This is a genomic window from Vibrio tasmaniensis (assembly GCF_024347635.1).
GTDB classification, from domain to species: Bacteria; Pseudomonadota; Gammaproteobacteria; order Enterobacterales; family Vibrionaceae; genus Vibrio; species Vibrio tasmaniensis.
The window spans coordinates 435842-452424 of sequence record NZ_AP025510.1 but is presented as its reverse complement, the minus strand read 5'-3'; the positions used below and the strand labels follow the sequence as shown (position 1 = coordinate 452424).

General features: G+C 44.3%; 17 protein-coding genes and 10 tRNA genes. 23 read left to right on the top strand and 4 right to left on the bottom strand.

Annotated features, from left to right (window positions below; all coding sequences use genetic code 11):
* The first annotated feature begins 71 nt into the window (after positions 1 to 71).
* Positions 72 to 635 (top strand): YqgE/AlgH family protein, encoded by a 564-nt coding sequence (locus OCV44_RS02215; protein ID WP_102340779.1) that lies wholly within the window; start codon positions 72 to 74, stop codon positions 633 to 635.
* 49 nt (positions 636 to 684) lie between these two features.
* Positions 685 to 1107 (top strand): Holliday junction resolvase RuvX, encoded by a 423-nt coding sequence (gene ruvX, locus OCV44_RS02210; protein ID WP_139686005.1) that lies wholly within the window; start codon positions 685 to 687, stop codon positions 1105 to 1107.
* Positions 1108 to 1440: 333 nt separating this feature from the next.
* Here the strand turns inward: ruvX and OCV44_RS02205 are convergent, their stop codons facing one another.
* Positions 1441 to 2550, bottom strand: a complete 1110-nt coding sequence (locus tag OCV44_RS02205) for a PilT/PilU family type 4a pilus ATPase (protein WP_041472921.1) — start codon at positions 2548 to 2550, stop codon at positions 1441 to 1443.
* Between the two features lie 14 nt (positions 2551 to 2564).
* Positions 2565 to 3602, bottom strand: a complete 1038-nt coding sequence (locus tag OCV44_RS02200) for a type IV pilus twitching motility protein PilT (protein WP_139686006.1) — start codon at positions 3600 to 3602, stop codon at positions 2565 to 2567.
* A 26-nt stretch (positions 3603 to 3628) separates the two neighbouring features.
* On the opposite strand from OCV44_RS02200, the gene OCV44_RS02195 reads away from it, so the two are divergent.
* From OCV44_RS02195 to hemW, 7 genes are all read left to right on the top strand, one after another.
* Positions 3629 to 4333, top strand: coding sequence for a YggS family pyridoxal phosphate-dependent enzyme (locus tag OCV44_RS02195; RefSeq protein WP_139686007.1), 705 nt, complete (start codon positions 3629 to 3631; stop codon positions 4331 to 4333).
* 116 nt (positions 4334 to 4449) lie between these two features.
* The gene (gene proC / locus OCV44_RS02190; protein WP_139686008.1) at positions 4450 to 5268 is read left to right on the top strand and encodes a pyrroline-5-carboxylate reductase; all 819 of its coding nucleotides are present in this window, start codon (positions 4450 to 4452) and stop codon (positions 5266 to 5268) included.
* A gap of 76 nt (positions 5269 to 5344) precedes the next feature.
* On the top strand, positions 5345 to 5902 hold the full coding sequence (locus tag OCV44_RS02185; protein WP_012604836.1) for a YggT family protein: 558 nt from the start codon (positions 5345 to 5347) through the stop codon (positions 5900 to 5902).
* Positions 5903 to 5931: 29 nt separating this feature from the next.
* A complete protein-coding gene (gene yggU, locus OCV44_RS02180; RefSeq protein ID WP_009847703.1) occupies positions 5932 to 6222 on the top strand; it encodes a DUF167 family protein YggU in 291 nt (96 codons plus the stop codon).
* A gap of 28 nt (positions 6223 to 6250) precedes the next feature.
* A complete protein-coding gene (locus tag OCV44_RS02175) occupies positions 6251 to 6682 on the top strand; it encodes a DUF4426 domain-containing protein (protein WP_004735472.1) in 432 nt (143 codons plus the stop codon).
* A gap of 48 nt (positions 6683 to 6730) precedes the next feature.
* Entirely contained in the window at positions 6731 to 7330 is a 600-nt protein-coding gene (locus OCV44_RS02170; protein ID WP_139686009.1) for an XTP/dITP diphosphatase, read from the top strand.
* On the top strand, positions 7330 to 8517 hold the full coding sequence (hemW, locus tag OCV44_RS02165) for a radical SAM family heme chaperone HemW (protein WP_139686010.1): 1188 nt from the start codon (positions 7330 to 7332) through the stop codon (positions 8515 to 8517). The genes OCV44_RS02170 and hemW overlap by 1 nt, the downstream gene beginning before the upstream one ends.
* Positions 8518 to 8606: 89 nt before the next feature.
* Here the strand turns inward: hemW and glsB are convergent, their stop codons facing one another.
* Positions 8607 to 9527: a glutaminase B gene (gene glsB / locus OCV44_RS02160; RefSeq protein WP_009847707.1), complete on the bottom strand. Its 921-nt coding sequence runs from the start codon at positions 9525 to 9527 to the stop codon at positions 8607 to 8609.
* 187 nt (positions 9528 to 9714) lie between these two features.
* Positions 9715 to 10434 (bottom strand): tRNA (guanosine(46)-N7)-methyltransferase TrmB, encoded by a 720-nt coding sequence (trmB, locus tag OCV44_RS02155; RefSeq protein WP_004735468.1) that lies wholly within the window; start codon positions 10432 to 10434, stop codon positions 9715 to 9717.
* Positions 10435 to 10599: 165 nt separating this feature from the next.
* Between trmB and mutY the strand changes: the two genes are divergently transcribed.
* The 14 genes from mutY (at position 10600) to OCV44_RS02085 (ending at position 16560) form a co-directional block, all read left to right on the top strand.
* On the top strand, positions 10600 to 11658 hold the full coding sequence (mutY, locus tag OCV44_RS02150) for an A/G-specific adenine glycosylase (protein ID WP_139686011.1): 1059 nt from the start codon (positions 10600 to 10602) through the stop codon (positions 11656 to 11658).
* A 28-nt stretch (positions 11659 to 11686) separates the two neighbouring features.
* The gene (locus OCV44_RS02145) at positions 11687 to 11959 is read left to right on the top strand and encodes an oxidative damage protection protein (protein ID WP_010435637.1); all 273 of its coding nucleotides are present in this window, start codon (positions 11687 to 11689) and stop codon (positions 11957 to 11959) included.
* A gap of 69 nt (positions 11960 to 12028) precedes the next feature.
* Positions 12029 to 13162 carry a membrane-bound lytic murein transglycosylase MltC gene (gene mltC, locus OCV44_RS02140; RefSeq protein ID WP_017097514.1) on the top strand — a complete coding sequence of 378 codons (1134 nt, stop codon included), beginning with the start codon at positions 12029 to 12031 and terminating at the stop codon, positions 13160 to 13162.
* Positions 13163 to 13265: 103 nt separating this feature from the next.
* Positions 13266 to 13341: transfer RNA gene (locus OCV44_RS02135), tRNA-Phe, on the top strand.
* Positions 13342 to 13415: 74 nt separating this feature from the next.
* A tRNA-Thr gene (locus OCV44_RS02130) sits at positions 13416 to 13491 on the top strand.
* 7 nt (positions 13492 to 13498) lie between these two features.
* Positions 13499 to 13574 (top strand) — tRNA-Phe (locus OCV44_RS02125).
* A gap of 56 nt (positions 13575 to 13630) precedes the next feature.
* Positions 13631 to 13706: transfer RNA gene (locus OCV44_RS02120), tRNA-Asn, on the top strand.
* A 71-nt stretch (positions 13707 to 13777) separates the two neighbouring features.
* Positions 13778 to 13853 (top strand) — tRNA-Thr (locus OCV44_RS02115).
* A gap of 7 nt (positions 13854 to 13860) precedes the next feature.
* Positions 13861 to 13936: transfer RNA gene (locus OCV44_RS02110), tRNA-Phe, on the top strand.
* 56 nt (positions 13937 to 13992) lie between these two features.
* Positions 13993 to 14068, top strand: a tRNA-Asn gene (locus tag OCV44_RS02105).
* Positions 14069 to 14390: 322 nt separating this feature from the next.
* Positions 14391 to 16016 (top strand): methyl-accepting chemotaxis protein, encoded by a 1626-nt coding sequence (locus OCV44_RS02100; protein ID WP_139686281.1) that lies wholly within the window; start codon positions 14391 to 14393, stop codon positions 16014 to 16016.
* 236 nt (positions 16017 to 16252) lie between these two features.
* Positions 16253 to 16328, top strand: a tRNA-Phe gene (locus OCV44_RS02095).
* Between the two features lie 56 nt (positions 16329 to 16384).
* Positions 16385 to 16460, top strand: a tRNA-Thr gene (locus OCV44_RS02090).
* A 24-nt stretch (positions 16461 to 16484) separates the two neighbouring features.
* A tRNA-Asn gene (locus OCV44_RS02085) sits at positions 16485 to 16560 on the top strand.
* Positions 16561 to 16583: the final 23 nt, after the last annotated feature.

Here is a 16583-nt window from a genome sequence, read left to right as displayed (position 1 = left end):
TAGGCAAAGAACAATGAGCGGCTTTACGCCGCTCTTTTTCCTTTACTGGGAACACACTGGCAGGAGGCTCTATGAATTTAACGAACCACTTTCTGGTCGCTATGCCCGGAATGAAAGATCCATACTTTCAGAATTCGGTGATCTATCTTTGTGAGCACAATGACGAAGGTGCGATGGGGTTGATGATTAACGCCCCTATCGATGTCACTGTCGGCAGTATGCTTAAGCAAGTTGAGGTTGATTCTGAACAGCCTAAACCCAACCAAGCAAGCCTTGATAAGCCAGTACTTAATGGTGGGCCAGTCGCAGAAGATCGTGGGTTTATTTTGCACAAACCCAAAGGCAGTTATCAATCCAGCATCAACATGACGGATCAAATCTCGGTAACAACCTCGAAAGATATTCTGATGGTGTTAGGGACAGAAGATGAACCTATGCATTATCTGGTCGCACTTGGTTATGCAGGATGGGAACCAGGACAACTGGAAATCGAGCTGACTGAGAACTCATGGTTAACCGTAGAAGCTGATCCAAAGGTCATCTTCGATACGCCCATTTCAGATCGCTGGAAAGTCGCTGTGCAGATGTTAGGAATTAATGCTGCCCAGCTTTCCGCTGACGCCGGTCATGCCTAACTCAAATTCAGTATATAAACTATCAAACACAGATTAATTTGGAAGCCCCATGTCACGAACAATTATGGCATTTGACTACGGTACGAAAAGTATCGGCAGTGCGATAGGACAAGAAATCACAGGTACAGCAAGCCCTTTAAAAGCCTTTAAAGCCAAAGATGGTATCCCCAACTGGGATGACATAGAAAAACAAATCAAAGAGTGGCAGCCGAATCTTATCGTGGTTGGCCTGCCTACCGACCTTCATGGTAAAGATCTAGCAACCATTACACCCAGAGCAAAGAAGTTCGCTAACCGCCTGAAAGGACGCTTTGGTGTTGACGTTGAACTGCATGATGAGAGGCTATCGACCGCAGAAGCGAGAGCCGATCTTTTTGACATGGGTGGTTATAAAGCACTAAGCAAAGGCAACGTTGATAATCAATCAGCTGTCGTTATTCTAGAAAGCTGGTTTGAAGCACAATATGGCTAAGTTATTTATTTAGCAAACTCGAGCAAGCTTATGATCCCTTGCCATTTTAACTGCGTAATGAAGGAGCGATAAAGGAAAAGAACTTGGGAGTTCATATGAAAATTTTTCTAGCAATATTCATAGCGTTATCTATAACGGCATGCAGCTCAATGGGAAGCGGTTCCGCGGGTTACGACGGTCAACAGTACCCGTCAAAAATCAAATTAGAAAAGGAGCGCGGTTACTCATATGATAACCATCGCTCCAACATGCAATCATCTAACATGCATTAAGCTATAAACGAATAAAACCCGCCACAGAAGCGGGTTTTGTGTTTATCAACAAAGCCGTGACTTAGCCCATATCAATCTTAACGCCAGCCAACGCACCAGTTCCGTAGTCATCATCGCCACGTTTGGTCTTGAGCATTAAACGCAAGTCATTGGCAGAATCTGCACTATGGAATGCATCATCCTCGCTAATCTTGTCCGCAACTACTAAATCATACAAAGCTTGGTCAAAAGTCTGCATACCAATCTCTTTCGATTTGGCCATGGTCGCTTTTAACTCATGCAACTCACCACGACGAATCAAGTCAGATATACGAGGGCTATTTAGCAGAATTTCGAAGACACCATGACGACCATTGCCATTTTTATCGCGTATTAACTGCTGAGCAACCACACCACGCAGATTCATCGACAGATCAAACAAGAACTGCTCTTTCTGCTCTTTCGGCACCAAGTGAAGAATACGCTCTAGCGCTTGGTTAGCGTTATTGGCATGCAGGGTTGCCATACACAAGTGACCCGTTTCAGCAAAGGTCATCGCGTATTCCATGGTTTCACGACTACGGATTTCGCCAATCAAAATCATATCAGGGGCTTGGCGTAACGAGTTTTTAAGCGCGACTTCATAGCTTTCGGTGTCGAGTCCAACCTCTCGTTGAGTCACGATGCACTTTTTATGTTCGTGTACGAATTCAATCGGGTCTTCAACCGTCAAGATATGACCTGAACGATTGGTATTGCGATAGCCTGTCATTGCGGCCATCGAGGTTGATTTACCCGACCCCGTAGCCCCAACCACCAGCACAAGTCCGCGCTTAGCGATAGAAAGGTCTTGTAGTACGTCAGGAAGCTTTAATTGCTCAAAGGTTGGGATGTTAGTCTCGATGCGACGAATTACCGCTCCAGGTAGCTCTCGCTGAAAGAATGCACTGACACGAAAACGACCAAAATCACGCACGATGGCAAAATTAGCCTCACGCGTTTGCTTGTATTCATCGCGTCGATCTTGATCCATCATTGCATCAAGTAACTGAGATACTTGATCAGCATTCAACTTCTCTCCCTGAGGTCGTAGTTCACCATCCACACGAAATAGGATTGGCGCATCGACTGTGATGTAAAGATCCGACGCCTTTTGAGAGAGCATCCCTTCAAGGATTTGATTCAATTCCATAATGTCCACCTTGATTAAAACAATGAGGTTTCAATTTCGATCTTTTTCTCGACCTCTTCTGAGTCAACCAAACCTTGCGCCATCAGCTGTTTCGCGTTTTGCTCCATGGTTTGCATGCCATGAGCGGCACCTGTTTGAATGATCGAGTACATCTGCGCAACCTTGTCTTCACGGATCAAGTTTCTGATCGCTGGCGTCGCCATCATGATTTCATGACAAGCGACACGACCACCACCGACACGCTTTAGTAACTTCTGGGCAATTACCGAACGTAGTGATTCAGACAACATTGAACGAACCATGTCTTTGTCGCTACCCGGGAATACATCGATAATACGGTCTACGGTTTTTGCGGCAGAGCTGGTATGCAAAGTACCAAAAACTAGGTGACCCGTTTCTGCGGCCGTTAACGCTAAGCTGATCGTCTCTTGGTCACGAAGCTCACCAACAAGAATCACGTCTGGGTCTTCACGTAACGCACTGCGCAGCGCCGCTTTAAAGCTGTGAGTATCACGATGAACTTCACGCTGGTTAACCAGACATTTATTGTTGGTGTGAACGAATTCAATCGGGTCTTCAATCGTCAGAATGTGTTTGTTGTGGTTACGGTTTACGTAATCCACCATCGCCGCCAACGTTGTCGATTTACCAGAACCCGTAGGGCCCGTCACCAGCACTAAGCCTTTTTCATAATTGGCAATTTTTTCAAAAATATCAGGTGCGCCTAACTGCTCTAACGTGGGAATTTCTACAGGAATGGTTCGAAAGACAGCAGCGCACCCACGAGCTTGGTTGAAAGCATTAACACGGAAGCGACCAACATTGGGTAATTCAAAAGAGAAGTCGACTTCCAATTTTTCCTCAAACTCACCGCGCTGTGAGTCGTCCATGATCTCAAAAACTAAACGATGCACATCAGCATGACTCAAAGCTGGTATTCCAAGCTTCCTTACTTCACCATCTATACGTACCATTGGAGATACACCCGCAGAAAGATGTAGATCTGACGCGTTATGCTTTACACTAAAATCTAGTAACTCAGTGATATCCATTTATTTTCCCTTAAGTAAAGTCAGCTATGAGTAGTATTCAACAAAATATCGAACAAATCACCTCACAGATTCGTAGTGCTGAGCAAAAGTGCGGACGAGCTCCAGACTCAGTGCAACTTTTAGCCGTCAGTAAAACTAAACCTATTGATGCGATTCTAGAAGCCGCACTCGGAGGCCAAGTTACCTTTGGTGAAAACTATGTTCAAGAAGGTGTCGATAAAGTAAAACACTTTTCAGAACAACATTCTAACCTAAATTTAGAATGGCATTTTATTGGCCCAATCCAATCTAATAAAACTCGCCCTATTGCGGAAAGCTTCCAATGGGTGCATTCCGTTGATCGCGATAAGATCGCACAAAGGCTTCATGATCAGCGACCAAACGAGCTTCCACCTCTACAAGTGCTCATTCAAGTGAACACCAGTGGGGAAGAGTCAAAGTCTGGTACTTCTGAAGAGACAGTTTTTGCACTTGCGGAGTTGATTTCGTCGCTCCCTAACCTCACCTTAAGAGGATTGATGTCGATTCCTGCAAACGTCTCTGACTATCAATCACAGCTTAATGCATTTTCTCAACTGGCAGAGCTTAAAGATAAGCTGGCCGCGAAGTATCCAAACATCGATACCCTGTCTATGGGCATGAGTGGCGATATGGATGCAGCAGTTGAGGCTGGAAGTACCATGGTTCGTATTGGAACGGCCATCTTTGGTGCTCGTGATTACGTAAAATAGCTACAGCACGTAACAAGGAAAAGCTACAGCAAGCACCAAGTAGCAAGTAGCAACGAAAATACAGTATTGATACCGCTTCGCTTGAACCGCGCAGCGACACGCTCAGGATTTTATATATGGAACATAAGAACATCACCTTTATTGGGGCGGGAAACATGGTTCGCTCTATTGTAGCGGGCTTAGTGGCAAGTGGTTACCCAGCGCAAAAGATTACTGCTACAGCACCTTCAGACACCAGAAGGCTGCCGCTAGAGCAAGAGTACGGCATCAATACCACCAGCGATAATATTGCCGCAGCAGAGCAAGCAGACGTTGTTGTGCTATCAGTGAAGCCACAAATGATGGCTGATGTATGTAAACCCTTACAAAGCATCGACTTTAGCAACAAACTGGTTATCTCGATTGCAGCGGGTATTAATGCGAATCGACTCAATGAGATGTTAAACTGCCAACTGAACCTTGTTCGTGTGATGCCAAATACACCATCACTGCTTGGTAAAGGGATGAGCGGCCTTTATGCCGATTCGACTGTTAGCCAAGATGATAAAGATTTTGCATCTCAGCTGATGCAAGCCGTAGGTGAAGTGAGCTGGGTTGAACAAGAGTCTGGTATCAATAATATCATTGCAGCGGCGGGCAGTGCTCCGGCTTACTTCTTCCTGTTTATGGAAGCGATGCAAGCTGAAGCAATTAACCAAGGTTTTGACCAAGAAACCGCTCGTAAATTAGTGCAGCAGTCGGCATTAGGTGCGGCAGAGATGGTGGTTGCAAATCCAGATACAGAATTATCTACACTGCGTGAACAAGTGACTTCAAAAGGCGGCACAACCGCAGAAGCACTGCGCATGTTTAACGACCATCAACTTTCAGATATCGTAGCAAAAGCCATGCAAGCGGCGGTTGCTCGAGCTGAAGAGATGGAAAAACTGTTTTAATACTAATTACAGTAAAAAAGCATTTTGTCGCTCGGGTTATATCTAAGCGGCAAGTAAATCCGAAAAAGGAAACAATATGAATTCGATGAGCTTTCTGATCTCGACCGTTTTTGATCTTTACATCATGGTTGTGATCTTGCGTATCTGGCTACAAGCATCACGTGCAGATTTCTACAACCCATTCTCACAATTTATCGTAAAAGCGACACAACCGGTTGTTGCACCACTACGCCGAGTAATTCCATCAATCGGCAGCCTTGATCTTGCGACGGTTGTTTTCGCTTATGTGCTATGTGTACTTAAGTTCGTCGCTCTAAACCTGATTATCTCTGGCGGTGCGGCTGTATTTGACATCAGCTTCCTGATCTTTGGAGCGCTATCTCTGCTTAAAGCGGCTGGTGGTTTGATCTTCTGGGTTCTGCTAATCCGTGCAATCCTGAGCTGGGTTAGCCAAGGTCGTAGCCCAATTGAATACGTGTTCCATCAACTGACTGAACCAATGCTGGCTCCAATTCGTCGTATTCTTCCAGCAATGGGCGGTTTTGATTTAAGCGTACTGGTACTGTTTATTGTTCTGCAATTCGCGAACTTCTTAATGGGTGACCTAATTGGCCCGATTTGGTATCAGCTATAATTCAAGTACGAACCTCAGGTACTTTGACGATGCCAAAAGCGGTTTGGGCCGAGGAAGACGATATTCTCCTTAGGCTCTATATCCAACCCAAGGCAAGCCGAGACAAAATTGTCGGCTTACACGGCGAGGAACTGAAAATTGCCATTACTGCACCACCGGTTGATGGCAAAGCCAATGCTCATTTAGCGAAATACCTTGCGAAACAATTTAAGGTAGCGAAAGGGCAAATTAAGATAGAAAAGGGAGAGCTCGGTCGGCATAAGCAAGTTCGAATATGCTCACCAAGCCAGATCCCAACTGAAGTCAAAGCCATCCTATGATGGCTTTTTGCTATTTATTGGAGTCATTATGCGTCTATGGATAACAGCACTACTCACCGCTCTGATTGCCCTACCAAGCTCGGCAGGACAGTTTAAAAGTATCAAGGATGTCGAGGTTCATTACTCGGCTTTCAATTCCACGTTTTTAACAGCGCAGGTTGCTAAGCAATATAAGCTAAAACGAAACGGATACTCAGCGATTCTAAATATCAGCGTGCTAGACAACGCTTCCCTAGGCAAGCCAGCAACAACGGCTAAAATTACGGGAACAGCACGAAACCTAGTAGGTAACACTCGCACGCTTAACTTCCGTGAAATAAAGGAAGGCGATGCGATTTATTACCTTGCAGAGTTCCCTATCACTCACGAAGAAAACATCACTTTTAATATTGATGTTAACGCAGGTTTGAAAGGCACTGGCCCACTGCGATTCACACAAAAATTCTATATAGAAGAGTAGCTTCAATCACCACTTTTCTGTTCACTAACTTATTAGAGCCACATCCCCATGAGTAAGATTGTTTTAGCAACAGGCAACCAAGGCAAAGTTCGCGAGATGGCAGATATTCTGTCTGAGTTTGGTTTCGATGTTGTCGCGCAAAGTGAGTTTAACGTTTCAGAAGTCGCTGAAACGGGAACAACTTTCATTGAAAATGCCATCATCAAAGCTCGCCACGCTGCGAAAGAGACGGGGCTACCAGCCATTGCTGACGATTCTGGCTTAGAAGTTGATTACCTTAATGGTGCACCCGGTATCTACTCAGCGCGTTACTCAGGTGAAGGGGCGACCGATAAGCAAAACATCGAAAAGCTATTAGACGCCATGCAAGGTGTGGCTACTGAAAAGCGTACCGCTCGTTTCCACTGTGTGTTGGTGCTAATGCGTCACGAAAACGATCCAACACCATGGGTATGTCACGGCAAATGGGAAGGTCGTATTCTGACTGAAGAACACGGTGATAATGGCTTTGGCTACGATCCTGTATTCTTTGTACCAGAAGATAACTGCGCTTCAGCAGAACTTGAATCGTCACGTAAGAAGCAACTGTCACATCGTGGTAAAGCCCTCGCGTCATTATTTAAGACTCTCAAGGAGCAAGCTCTGTAATGCACAATGCAGCGCTAATACCACCCGCACTCAGTCTCTATGTCCACATCCCATGGTGTGTACAAAAGTGTCCGTATTGTGATTTTAACTCTCACGCTCTAAAAGCCAAGATTCCTGAAAAAGAGTACATCGATGCTCTGCTTGAGGATCTCGATACCGATATCGAAAAATACCAACTCAATGGCGCACCTCGCCCATTGCATTCGATCTTTATTGGTGGCGGCACGCCGAGTCTATTTTCTCCAGAAGGAATAGGTCGATTGCTGCAAGGCATTGAACAACGCATCCCGTTCAAACCTGAAATAGAAATCACCATGGAAGCCAATCCGGGCACCATAGAGGCAGAACGTTTTGCAGGTTACCAAAAGGCAGGTATCACTCGAATCTCGGTAGGCGTACAAAGTTTTGAGCAAGAGAAACTGGAAAGGCTTGGCCGTATTCATGGTCAAGCTGAAGCGGTCAACGCAGCTCACCTAGCGCATAAAATCGGATTGAACAGCTTCAACCTAGATCTAATGCACGGCTTACCGGATCAAAGCATTGATCAGGCCTTGGCTGATTTGGACAAAGCGATCGAGCTCAATCCTCCACACTTATCTTGGTATCAGCTAACAATAGAACCTAACACCATGTTCTATTACAAAACACCAAAGCTACCTGACGATGATGACCTTTGGGATATCTTCGACTTAGGCCATAAGAAGCTCGCAGACGCAGGTTATGTACAGTACGAAATTTCAGGCTACAGCAAGCCGGGATATCAGTGTCAGCATAATCTCAACTATTGGCGCTTTGGTGACTACCTAGGTATTGGCTGTGGCTCTCATGGCAAGCTGAGCTTTGCAGATGGACGTATTGTTCGCACCACTAAGGTTAAGCACCCTAGAGGCTACCTAGCAGCGTACCAGAATCTGGTGAAGCCCTATCTGTCGGATGAACTTGAAGTCCCTAATGAGGACCGCCCTTTCGAGTTCTTCATGAACCGCTTCAGGCTAATGGAAGCGTGTCCAAAGCAAGACTTCATTGATACGACTGGGTTAGAGTTTGATTCGATTCAGCCAACGATAGAGTGGGCCAAAGATCTCGGTTATCTCAATGAAACCGACACTCATTGGCAGATCTCTGAAAAAGGAAAACTGTTCCTCAACGATTTGCTGGAAGCCTTTATGGCTGAAGAAGACGAATAGTTCGAACACTAGAATGCAAAAAGCCTCTCATCACGAGAGGCTTTTTTGTCGGACTTAGAACTTAGGACTTAGAACTTAGAACTTAGAACTTAGAAAATAGAACGACCAATTCGCTCTGAAAGCAACTCTAGCGCCTGAGTTCCCGCCAGTGAATTACCCGATGCGTCCAGTTCTGGAGACCACACCGCGATCGTCATTTCGCCAGGAACAATCGCAATAATCCCGCCACCGACACCAGACTTTCCTGGCATACCAACACGATATGCAAACTCTCCCGCCCCATCGTACAAACCACATGTCGCAAGTAAAGCATTCAGCTGTTTGGTTTGAACTGGCGTGATGATCTCTTTCTTGGTCTGAACTGACACACCTTTGTTTGCCAAATAGCTAAAGGTCTTCGCCAAATCCACACAGGTCATTTTAAGCGCACAAGCATGAAAGTAATTGTTGAGTACGGGGATAACATCGTTCTCAAAATTACCAAATGAACGCATCAAATAAGCGATAGCAGCATTACGATCGCTGTGCATCATCTCAGAAGCTGCCACAACCTTGTCATACACGATATGTGTATCACCTGATAGCTGACGGACAAATTCTAATAAACGGTGTCTTGGTGCTGATAGACGGCTTTGTAATAAGTCAGCAACGACAATCGCGCCAGCATTAATAAACGGGTTACGAGGGATGCCGTGTTCCATCTCAAGCTGAATCATCGAGTTAAAGGCTTGTCCTGAAGGCTCCTTTCCAACGCGTTGCCAAATTTCTTCCGGCTTATACAACACCATCGCCAACGTCAGGCTTAAAGCTTTAGAGATTGATTGCACGGAAAAGGCTTCATCAGCATCGCCAGCTTGAATGACTTCACCTTCATTGGTGTATACCGCAATCGCCAATTTCTGGTTCGATACACGAGCCAATGCAGGAATATAATCAGCGACCTTTCCCTGACCAATTAAAGGGCGAACTTCATCTAAAATCTCGGCCAAAATAGCTTGAGTTGGTTTCATGTGTGCTTACTTCTTTATTGTTATTTTTGTAGGGGGTACGACATTACTTTCTGTCCTTAAACCTTTATCGCAATAAAAGCCTAAGGACAAAAAAGCCAACACTACAATAATGTTGGCTTTTATCAATCCCATAAAGTGTAGGGGTTAATCCTAAGTCGGATTCACCTTCACTTAATTTGATTCAGAATTACTTAGTACGCTTGAACTTAATGTCCCAAACACCATGACCTAAACGGTGGCCACGAGCTTCAAACTTAGTTAGCGGGCGCTCATCCGGACGAGGGATGTAATCACCATCTTCAGCGATATTCTCGAAACCTGGAGCTACGTTCATCACTTCAATCATATGTTCTGCGTAGTTTTCCCAGTCTGTTGCCATGTGGAAAATACCAGTATCAAGTTGCAGCTTACCGCGAACCATCTCTGCAAACTCAGCCTTAACGATACGACGTTTGTGGTGACGAGCTTTATGCCATGGGTCAGGGAAGAACAGTTGCAGTGTATGCAGGCTGCTGTCTGGGATCATGTGTTCAAATACTTCTACTGCATCGTGACACATTACACGCAGGTTAGTTACGCCAGCATCGCGAGCTGTACCTAAACACGCACCAACACCTGGGCTGTGAACTTCAATACCTAAGAAGTTTTTCTCAGGCGCATTCTTTGCCATTTCAACCAGTGATGCACCCATACCGAAGCCAATTTCTAGTACAACAGGGTTGTCGTTGCCAAACACTTCTTTCCAATTAAGAAGTTCTGGGTTGTAGTCGATACCCATTGTTGGCCAACATTCGTTCATCGCGTTTTCTTGGCCTTTTGTTAAGCGGCCTTCGCGGCGAACAAAACTACGGATCTTACGAACCAGTTTACCGTCTTCAGTATATTCGTTAGTGGTCACTTCACTCATTGATTTTTGCCTGCACATTGATTAATCAAAGCGGGGATTATCCAAAGAATTGCCTCCGGTGCAAGTCTTTCCGTGGATAAATTCCCACACAATTTGTCTGTTTTACATCCAACCGTAAGTGTGGTGCAATTTCACTCCTAATAATAGCAAAGCATAGAGCATGTCGTGACTCCTTTCGCAACCGCCATATTAAAGTGGTATGACGCCTTTGGGCGTAAAGAATTACCATGGCAACAAAACAAAACCGCCTACACCGTTTGGCTATCTGAAATCATGCTTCAGCAGACTCAAGTGGCCACGGTGATTCCATACTACCAGCGCTTTTTAGAACGCTTTCCAACGGTTATTGACCTAGCGAACGCCGAACAAGATGAGGTGCTGCACTTATGGACAGGGCTTGGCTATTACGCGCGAGCTCGTAACTTGCACAAAGCTGCCAAGATTGTTGCCGAGCAATACGGTGGTGAGTTTCCGCTTTCTATCGAAGAAATGAACGCACTACCAGGTATTGGGCGCTCAACTGCCGCAGCAGTGCTGTCTTCTGTACATAAACTCCCTCATGCGATTCTTGATGGCAACGTCAAACGCACCTTAGCGAGAAGCTTTGCAGTAGAAGGTTGGCCGGGGCAAAAGAAAGTCGAGAACCAACTGTGGGAGCACGCAGAAGCACACACTCCCAATCAAGATGTTGATAAGTACAATCAAGCCATGATGGACATGGGTGCGATGGTTTGTACTCGTAGCAAGCCTAAATGTACCTTATGCCCGATTGAAAGCATGTGTGAAGCTAAGAAGCTCGATAGACAACTCGATTTCCCTGGCAAGAAGCCTAAGAAAGAAAAACCGATAAAAGAAACATGGTTTGTGATTCTGTACCACAACAATCAAGTATGGCTCGAACAACGCCCTCAATCTGGTATCTGGGGAGGACTATTCTGTTTTCCTCAAAATGAAAACGCAGAGATCGAACATCAGTTAGACCTTCGTTCGATCAAAGACAATGAAACCGATTCGATCAAGACCATGATTGCGTTTCGACATACTTTCAGCCACTACCACTTAGATATCACGCCTGTATTAGTAAAATTAGATAAACAACCAGATTTGATAATGGAAGGGACTAAAGGTCTCTGGTATAACTTATCAAAACCGGAAGAAATTGGCCTAGCCGCTCCTGTAAAGCAGCTTATTGAGAGCCTACCCTTTGAACTGAACGACGTTTGAATCAACGAACGCGATAAGAGGAACCACTATGAGCCGCACTGTATTTTGTGCTCGCCTTCAAAAAGATGCTGAAGGCCTAGATTTTCAACTTTACCCGGGTGACCTAGGTAAGCGTATCTTTGACAACGTATCTAAAGAAGCTTGGGGACAATGGCAAAGTAAGCAAACCATGCTTATCAATGAAAAGAAGCTGAACATGATGGATCCTGAGCATCGTAAACTTCTTGAAACTGAGATGGTTAACTTCCTTTTCGAAGGTAAAGATGTCGTTATTGATGGCTATACCCCGCCTAGCGAATAAGACATTTATTTAAATAAATTTTAATGACATCATGGTTTACGCCGCGATGTCATTTTTGTATGAGGAACTATGAAAAAGCTAAGTTACTTCCTAACAGCCATGTTGTTAACAGGGTGCAGTCGTGAATTTGTCGAAAGCATTTATGATGTTAACTACGAACCAACCAACCGGTTTGTAAGTAATTTGGCAGAACTACCGGGGCAATTTGAAAAAGATACTGGGGCGTTGGATGCTTTGATTAGTAGCTTTTCAGGCAATATCCAAAAGCGCTGGGGCAGCAGTGAAGTAAAGATGGCAGGTAAGAGTAACTATGTGAAATACATAGACAATTATCTAAGCCGTTCAGAAGTTAACTTCAGTCAAGGTATCATAACGGTAGAAACCATCTCCTTAACAGATCCTAAAAAGCACCTCAAAAATGCGATCATGACGACGCTCCTGACACCCGATGATCCAGCTCATGTCGATCTATTTTCGTCCAAAAGCATAAAGCTAGAAGGTCAACCTTTCCTCTACAACCAAGTCGTAGACCAAGAGAAAAAGCCCATCCAATGGACATGGCGTGCTAACAAATTCGCAGATTACCTGATCGCCAATAACCTAAAAACCAAAGAGGTAGACTTTAAAAAAGCCTACTACGTCGAAATCCCAATGGTGGCAGATCATGCGAGCAAACGTAGTTATAAGTATGCCGACATAGTACAACGAGCATCTCAACGCTATGACATCCCTGAAGACTTGATCTATGCAATCATCAAGACAGAAAGCAGCTTCAATCCTTACGCGGTGAGTTGGGCAAATGCTTATGGTCTTATGCAGGTGGTACCTAAAACCGCTGGACGAGATGTCTTTAAGCTCGTTAAAAAGAAACCTGGAGAACCAAGTCCTGAGTACTTATTCAATCCAGAAAACAACATTGATGCAGGCACCGCATACTTTTACATCCTTAAAAATCGTTATTTAAAAGACGTAAAACACCCAACCACGCTTGAGTACAGTATGATCTCTGCATACAACGGCGGCACTGGTGGCGTGCTCAATACTTTCAGTAAGGATAGAAAGCGAGCAATGCGTGACTTAAATTCATTGCAACCGAGTCAAGCTTACTGGGCACTAACAAAGAAACATCCCAATAAAGAGTCGCGCCGATACTTAGAGAAAGTAACAAAATTCAAGAAAGATTTTAACCAAGGTAAAACGTAAGCCTCACTTTTGAATAAAAAAACAACTAACGAACGTTTTTTTTAGTTATTTTCAAAAAAGGTGTTGACGGTTATGCAGAAAATCCGTTTAATAGCGCTCCGTTGCCCGGATAGCTCAGTCGGTAGAGCAGAGGATTGAAAATCCTCGTGTCGGTGGTTCGATTCCGCCTCCGGGCACCACAATTTGATTTGTTGGTGTCAACACTCTTTAACAGGGAGTAGCAACACGGACAAAAGCATAAAGAATTTAGTGTGCCGACTTAGCTCAGTAGGTAGAGCAACTGACTTGTAATCAGTAGGTCACCAGTTCGACTCCGGTAGTCGGCACCATTCTTTTGCCTCGATAGCTCAGTCGGTAGAGCAGCGGATTGAAAATCCGCGTGTCGGTGGTTCGATTCCGCCTCGAGGCACCATTATTTGGTACTTAACAAATAATGGTCTTTATAGACCTGATGTTGAGACAAGTAATTCCCCTTTAGTTCAGTTGGTAGAACGGCGGACTGTTAATCCGTATGTCGCAAGTTCAAGTCTTGCAAGGGGAGCCATTTTAAAGAACTTCATTTTATATGAGGTTTTAACTAGAGAGTTTACTCTTTAAAAGCAAAGAATTTAGTGTGCCGACTTAGCTCAGTAGGTAGAGCAACTGACTTGTAATCAGTAGGTCACCAGTTCGACTCCGGTAGTCGGCACCATTCTTTTGCCTCGATAGCTCAGTCGGTAGAGCAGCGGATTGAAAATCCGCGTGTCGGTGGTTCGATTCCGCCTCGAGGCACCATTATTTGGTACTTAACAAATGATGGTCTTCATAGACCTGATGTTAAGACAAGTAATTCCCCTTTAGTTCAGTTGGTAGAACGGCGGACTGTTAATCCGTATGTCGCAAGTTCAAGTCTTGCAAGGGGAGCCACATTCAAAAAGGCCAAGTCGAGAGACTTGGCTTTTTTTCGTTTGAATAAAAGTTAACGCCATTCAATAACACATCAACCCAACATTAAACCTTGATGATCTTCGAGTAAATAGACTACGTCCACCACCCTCAATAGAGTAATTACTCTTTCTTCTGTTTATTCACTTAACAGCGAAAAAATGTTCTTTTAGGGACTTTTTTTTCTTCGTAAATTTAATCTTCATCATGTTTTGATACCTTTCTGATACCTGCACTACACGACTTAGCTTAAGATTCGTGAATGATACACCATACTTATTATTAGATCGCTGCACGGGGAAATATGAAATTAAAAACGCAAGCTTATTTATTATCGGGAATCATTTTGATTGCCCTGCTCGCACTTACGGCTACGGGTTTATGGACCTTAAGAGTTGCCAGCAACATAGACAACAAAGCTCGCGTGACAGAGCTATTTAAAAGTGCATACAGCACTCTTACTGAAGTCGAAAAAATGGCTATTGATGGCACTCTAGAAGAGCAACAAGCCAAACAACTTGCCACCCGCCTGCTACGTAACAACATCTATAAAGACAATGAATATGTATACGTTGCTGATGAAGATATGACATTTGTCGCAACACCTTTAGATCCGCAACTACACGGAACCAGCTTTAATGATTTTAAAGATGGTGATGGAAATAGCGTAGGCCAACTTATTCAGCGAGTACTTGGCAATAGAACAGGACAAATAGTCGAGTACACCTGGACACAAAAACTACCTGACGGAAGTATTGAAGAAAAACTGTCCATCGCAGAAAAAACACCTCATTGGGGTTGGGTTGTAGGTACAGGTATTGGATCCAATGAAGTCAACGCAAGGTTTTGGTCAACAGCACAATGGCAACTGATTTTATGTTTGGTTATTGCTGGTGTCATTCTTTCAAGCTTGATTATCTCAATTAAACGTATGCTATCGCTACTTGGCGGTGAACCCAAAGACGTAAGAGAAGCAGTACAAGCTGTCGCAGAAGGAAAAATCCAAACATCATTTGATACTCAAGCTGAGCAAGGCAGTATCTATCACGCTGTACAACAAATGAGTCAATCACTGGCAGAGTTAGTCTCAAACCTTAACTCTTCAATGCTAGCGTTGAGAGGCGAATTACAGCGCGTGGAAGATCGCGCAGGTTCTATCGCTCAACTTACTGAAACTCAGCAACAGTCAACTGAAATGATCGCGACGGCAATGACAGAGATGGCGTCTTCAGCAAATAATGTTGCAGATTCAGCTAGCGATACTGCTCGTAACACCGATGAGGCCGATAAGCAGAGCCAACATACTCAGCACCTAATTAACAACACAGTAGACAATATTCAAGGCCTAGCTGGACAGTTAGGTACTGCGAGTGAAGCTGTCGCTAACCTAGATAACGACGTAAACAATATTGTAAAGGTACTGGACGTTATAGGGGATATCGCAGAGCAAACTAACCTGTTAGCACTTAACGCTGCTATTGAGGCTGCACGTGCTGGTGAACAAGGCCGTGGATTTGCAGTAGTGGCGGATGAAGTACGTAATCTTGCCGGTCGAACGCAATCGAGCACCAAAGAGATTCAGTTAATGATCAATAACCTTCAAGAAGGCTCCCGTAACGCCATTCAAACAATGAATGTGTGTGCAGAGACGAGTGAAAGTACTGTGACAGAGTCTCAGAATGCCTCTGAAGCGCTACAACAGATTGTTATTGCATTAGAGTCTATATCATCAATGAGCCATCAAATCGCAACAGCAGCTGCTGAGCAGACTCAGGTGAGCGATGATATATCGAAGCGTATCAATATGATCGAAGAAAGTGGTAACCAATTGAGCGATGTCGTAACAGAAAGCCATAACAGCACTCAAACTCTAGCTTCTCTTTCTAACGAATTAGAGACTTGGGTAAATAGGTTTGAAGTAAAACACTAAACTCTCAGCAAAATTCTTAAATATAAAAGCACGTTTTCATACGTGCTTTTTTTTATTTCGACGCCCATTCAGTGTAGTTAACCGTTGTTTTACTATCTTTTAGAGCATGCTAGACCTAGGCTTTTCAGCCCAAACGAACAAAAACACCCCACTAAGTATAGAAAAACATCAAACAATACTTTTTTTGCAATTTAATGTTGACCCAGAACGCGAAAACACGTTTAATACACCTCGTCGCCCGGATAGCTCAGTCGGTAGAGCAGAGGATTGAAAATCCTCGTGTCGGTGGTTCGATTCCGCCTCCGGGCACCACAATTTATTTGTTGGTGTCTTAGACAACAACAGTAAAGCACAAAGAAATATCATGTGCCGACTTAGCTCAGTAGGTAGAGCAACTGACTTGTAATCAGTAGGTCACCAGTTCGACTCCGGTAGTCGGCACCATTTCTTTAAAGCTTTAAGAATAATTCCCCTTTAGTTCAGTTGGTAGAACGGCGGACTGTTAATCCGTATGTCGCAAGTTCAAGTCTTGCAAGGGGAGCCAAGTTAATCATTAAGCGTAAGCTT

What these genes read in the sequence shown, in the direction of transcription:
- OCV44_RS02215 (WP_102340779.1), top strand. Translation starts at nt 72, where the DNA reads ATGAATTTAACGAACCACTTTCTGGTCGCTATGCCCGGAATGAAAGAT.
- ruvX (WP_139686005.1), top strand. Translation starts at nt 685, where the DNA reads ATGTCACGAACAATTATGGCATTTGACTACGGTACGAAAAGTATCGGC.
- OCV44_RS02205 (WP_041472921.1), bottom strand. Translation starts at nt 2,550, where the DNA reads ATGGAATTGAATCAAATCCTTGAAGGGATGCTCTCTCAAAAGGCGTCG.
- OCV44_RS02200 (WP_139686006.1), bottom strand. Translation starts at nt 3,602, where the DNA reads ATGGATATCACTGAGTTACTAGATTTTAGTGTAAAGCATAACGCGTCA.
- OCV44_RS02195 (WP_139686007.1), top strand. Translation starts at nt 3,629, where the DNA reads ATGAGTAGTATTCAACAAAATATCGAACAAATCACCTCACAGATTCGT.
- proC (WP_139686008.1), top strand. Translation starts at nt 4,450, where the DNA reads ATGGAACATAAGAACATCACCTTTATTGGGGCGGGAAACATGGTTCGC.
- OCV44_RS02185 (WP_012604836.1), top strand. Translation starts at nt 5,345, where the DNA reads ATGAATTCGATGAGCTTTCTGATCTCGACCGTTTTTGATCTTTACATC.
- yggU (WP_009847703.1), top strand. Translation starts at nt 5,932, where the DNA reads ATGCCAAAAGCGGTTTGGGCCGAGGAAGACGATATTCTCCTTAGGCTC.
- OCV44_RS02175 (WP_004735472.1), top strand. Translation starts at nt 6,251, where the DNA reads ATGCGTCTATGGATAACAGCACTACTCACCGCTCTGATTGCCCTACCA.
- OCV44_RS02170 (WP_139686009.1), top strand. Translation starts at nt 6,731, where the DNA reads ATGAGTAAGATTGTTTTAGCAACAGGCAACCAAGGCAAAGTTCGCGAG.
- hemW (WP_139686010.1), top strand. Translation starts at nt 7,330, where the DNA reads ATGCACAATGCAGCGCTAATACCACCCGCACTCAGTCTCTATGTCCAC.
- glsB (WP_009847707.1), bottom strand. Translation starts at nt 9,527, where the DNA reads ATGAAACCAACTCAAGCTATTTTGGCCGAGATTTTAGATGAAGTTCGC.
- trmB (WP_004735468.1), bottom strand. Translation starts at nt 10,434, where the DNA reads ATGAGTGAAGTGACCACTAACGAATATACTGAAGACGGTAAACTGGTT.
- OCV44_RS02145 (WP_010435637.1), top strand. Translation starts at nt 11,687, where the DNA reads ATGAGCCGCACTGTATTTTGTGCTCGCCTTCAAAAAGATGCTGAAGGC.
- mltC (WP_017097514.1), top strand. Translation starts at nt 12,029, where the DNA reads ATGAAAAAGCTAAGTTACTTCCTAACAGCCATGTTGTTAACAGGGTGC.
- OCV44_RS02100 (WP_139686281.1), top strand. Translation starts at nt 14,391, where the DNA reads ATGAAATTAAAAACGCAAGCTTATTTATTATCGGGAATCATTTTGATT.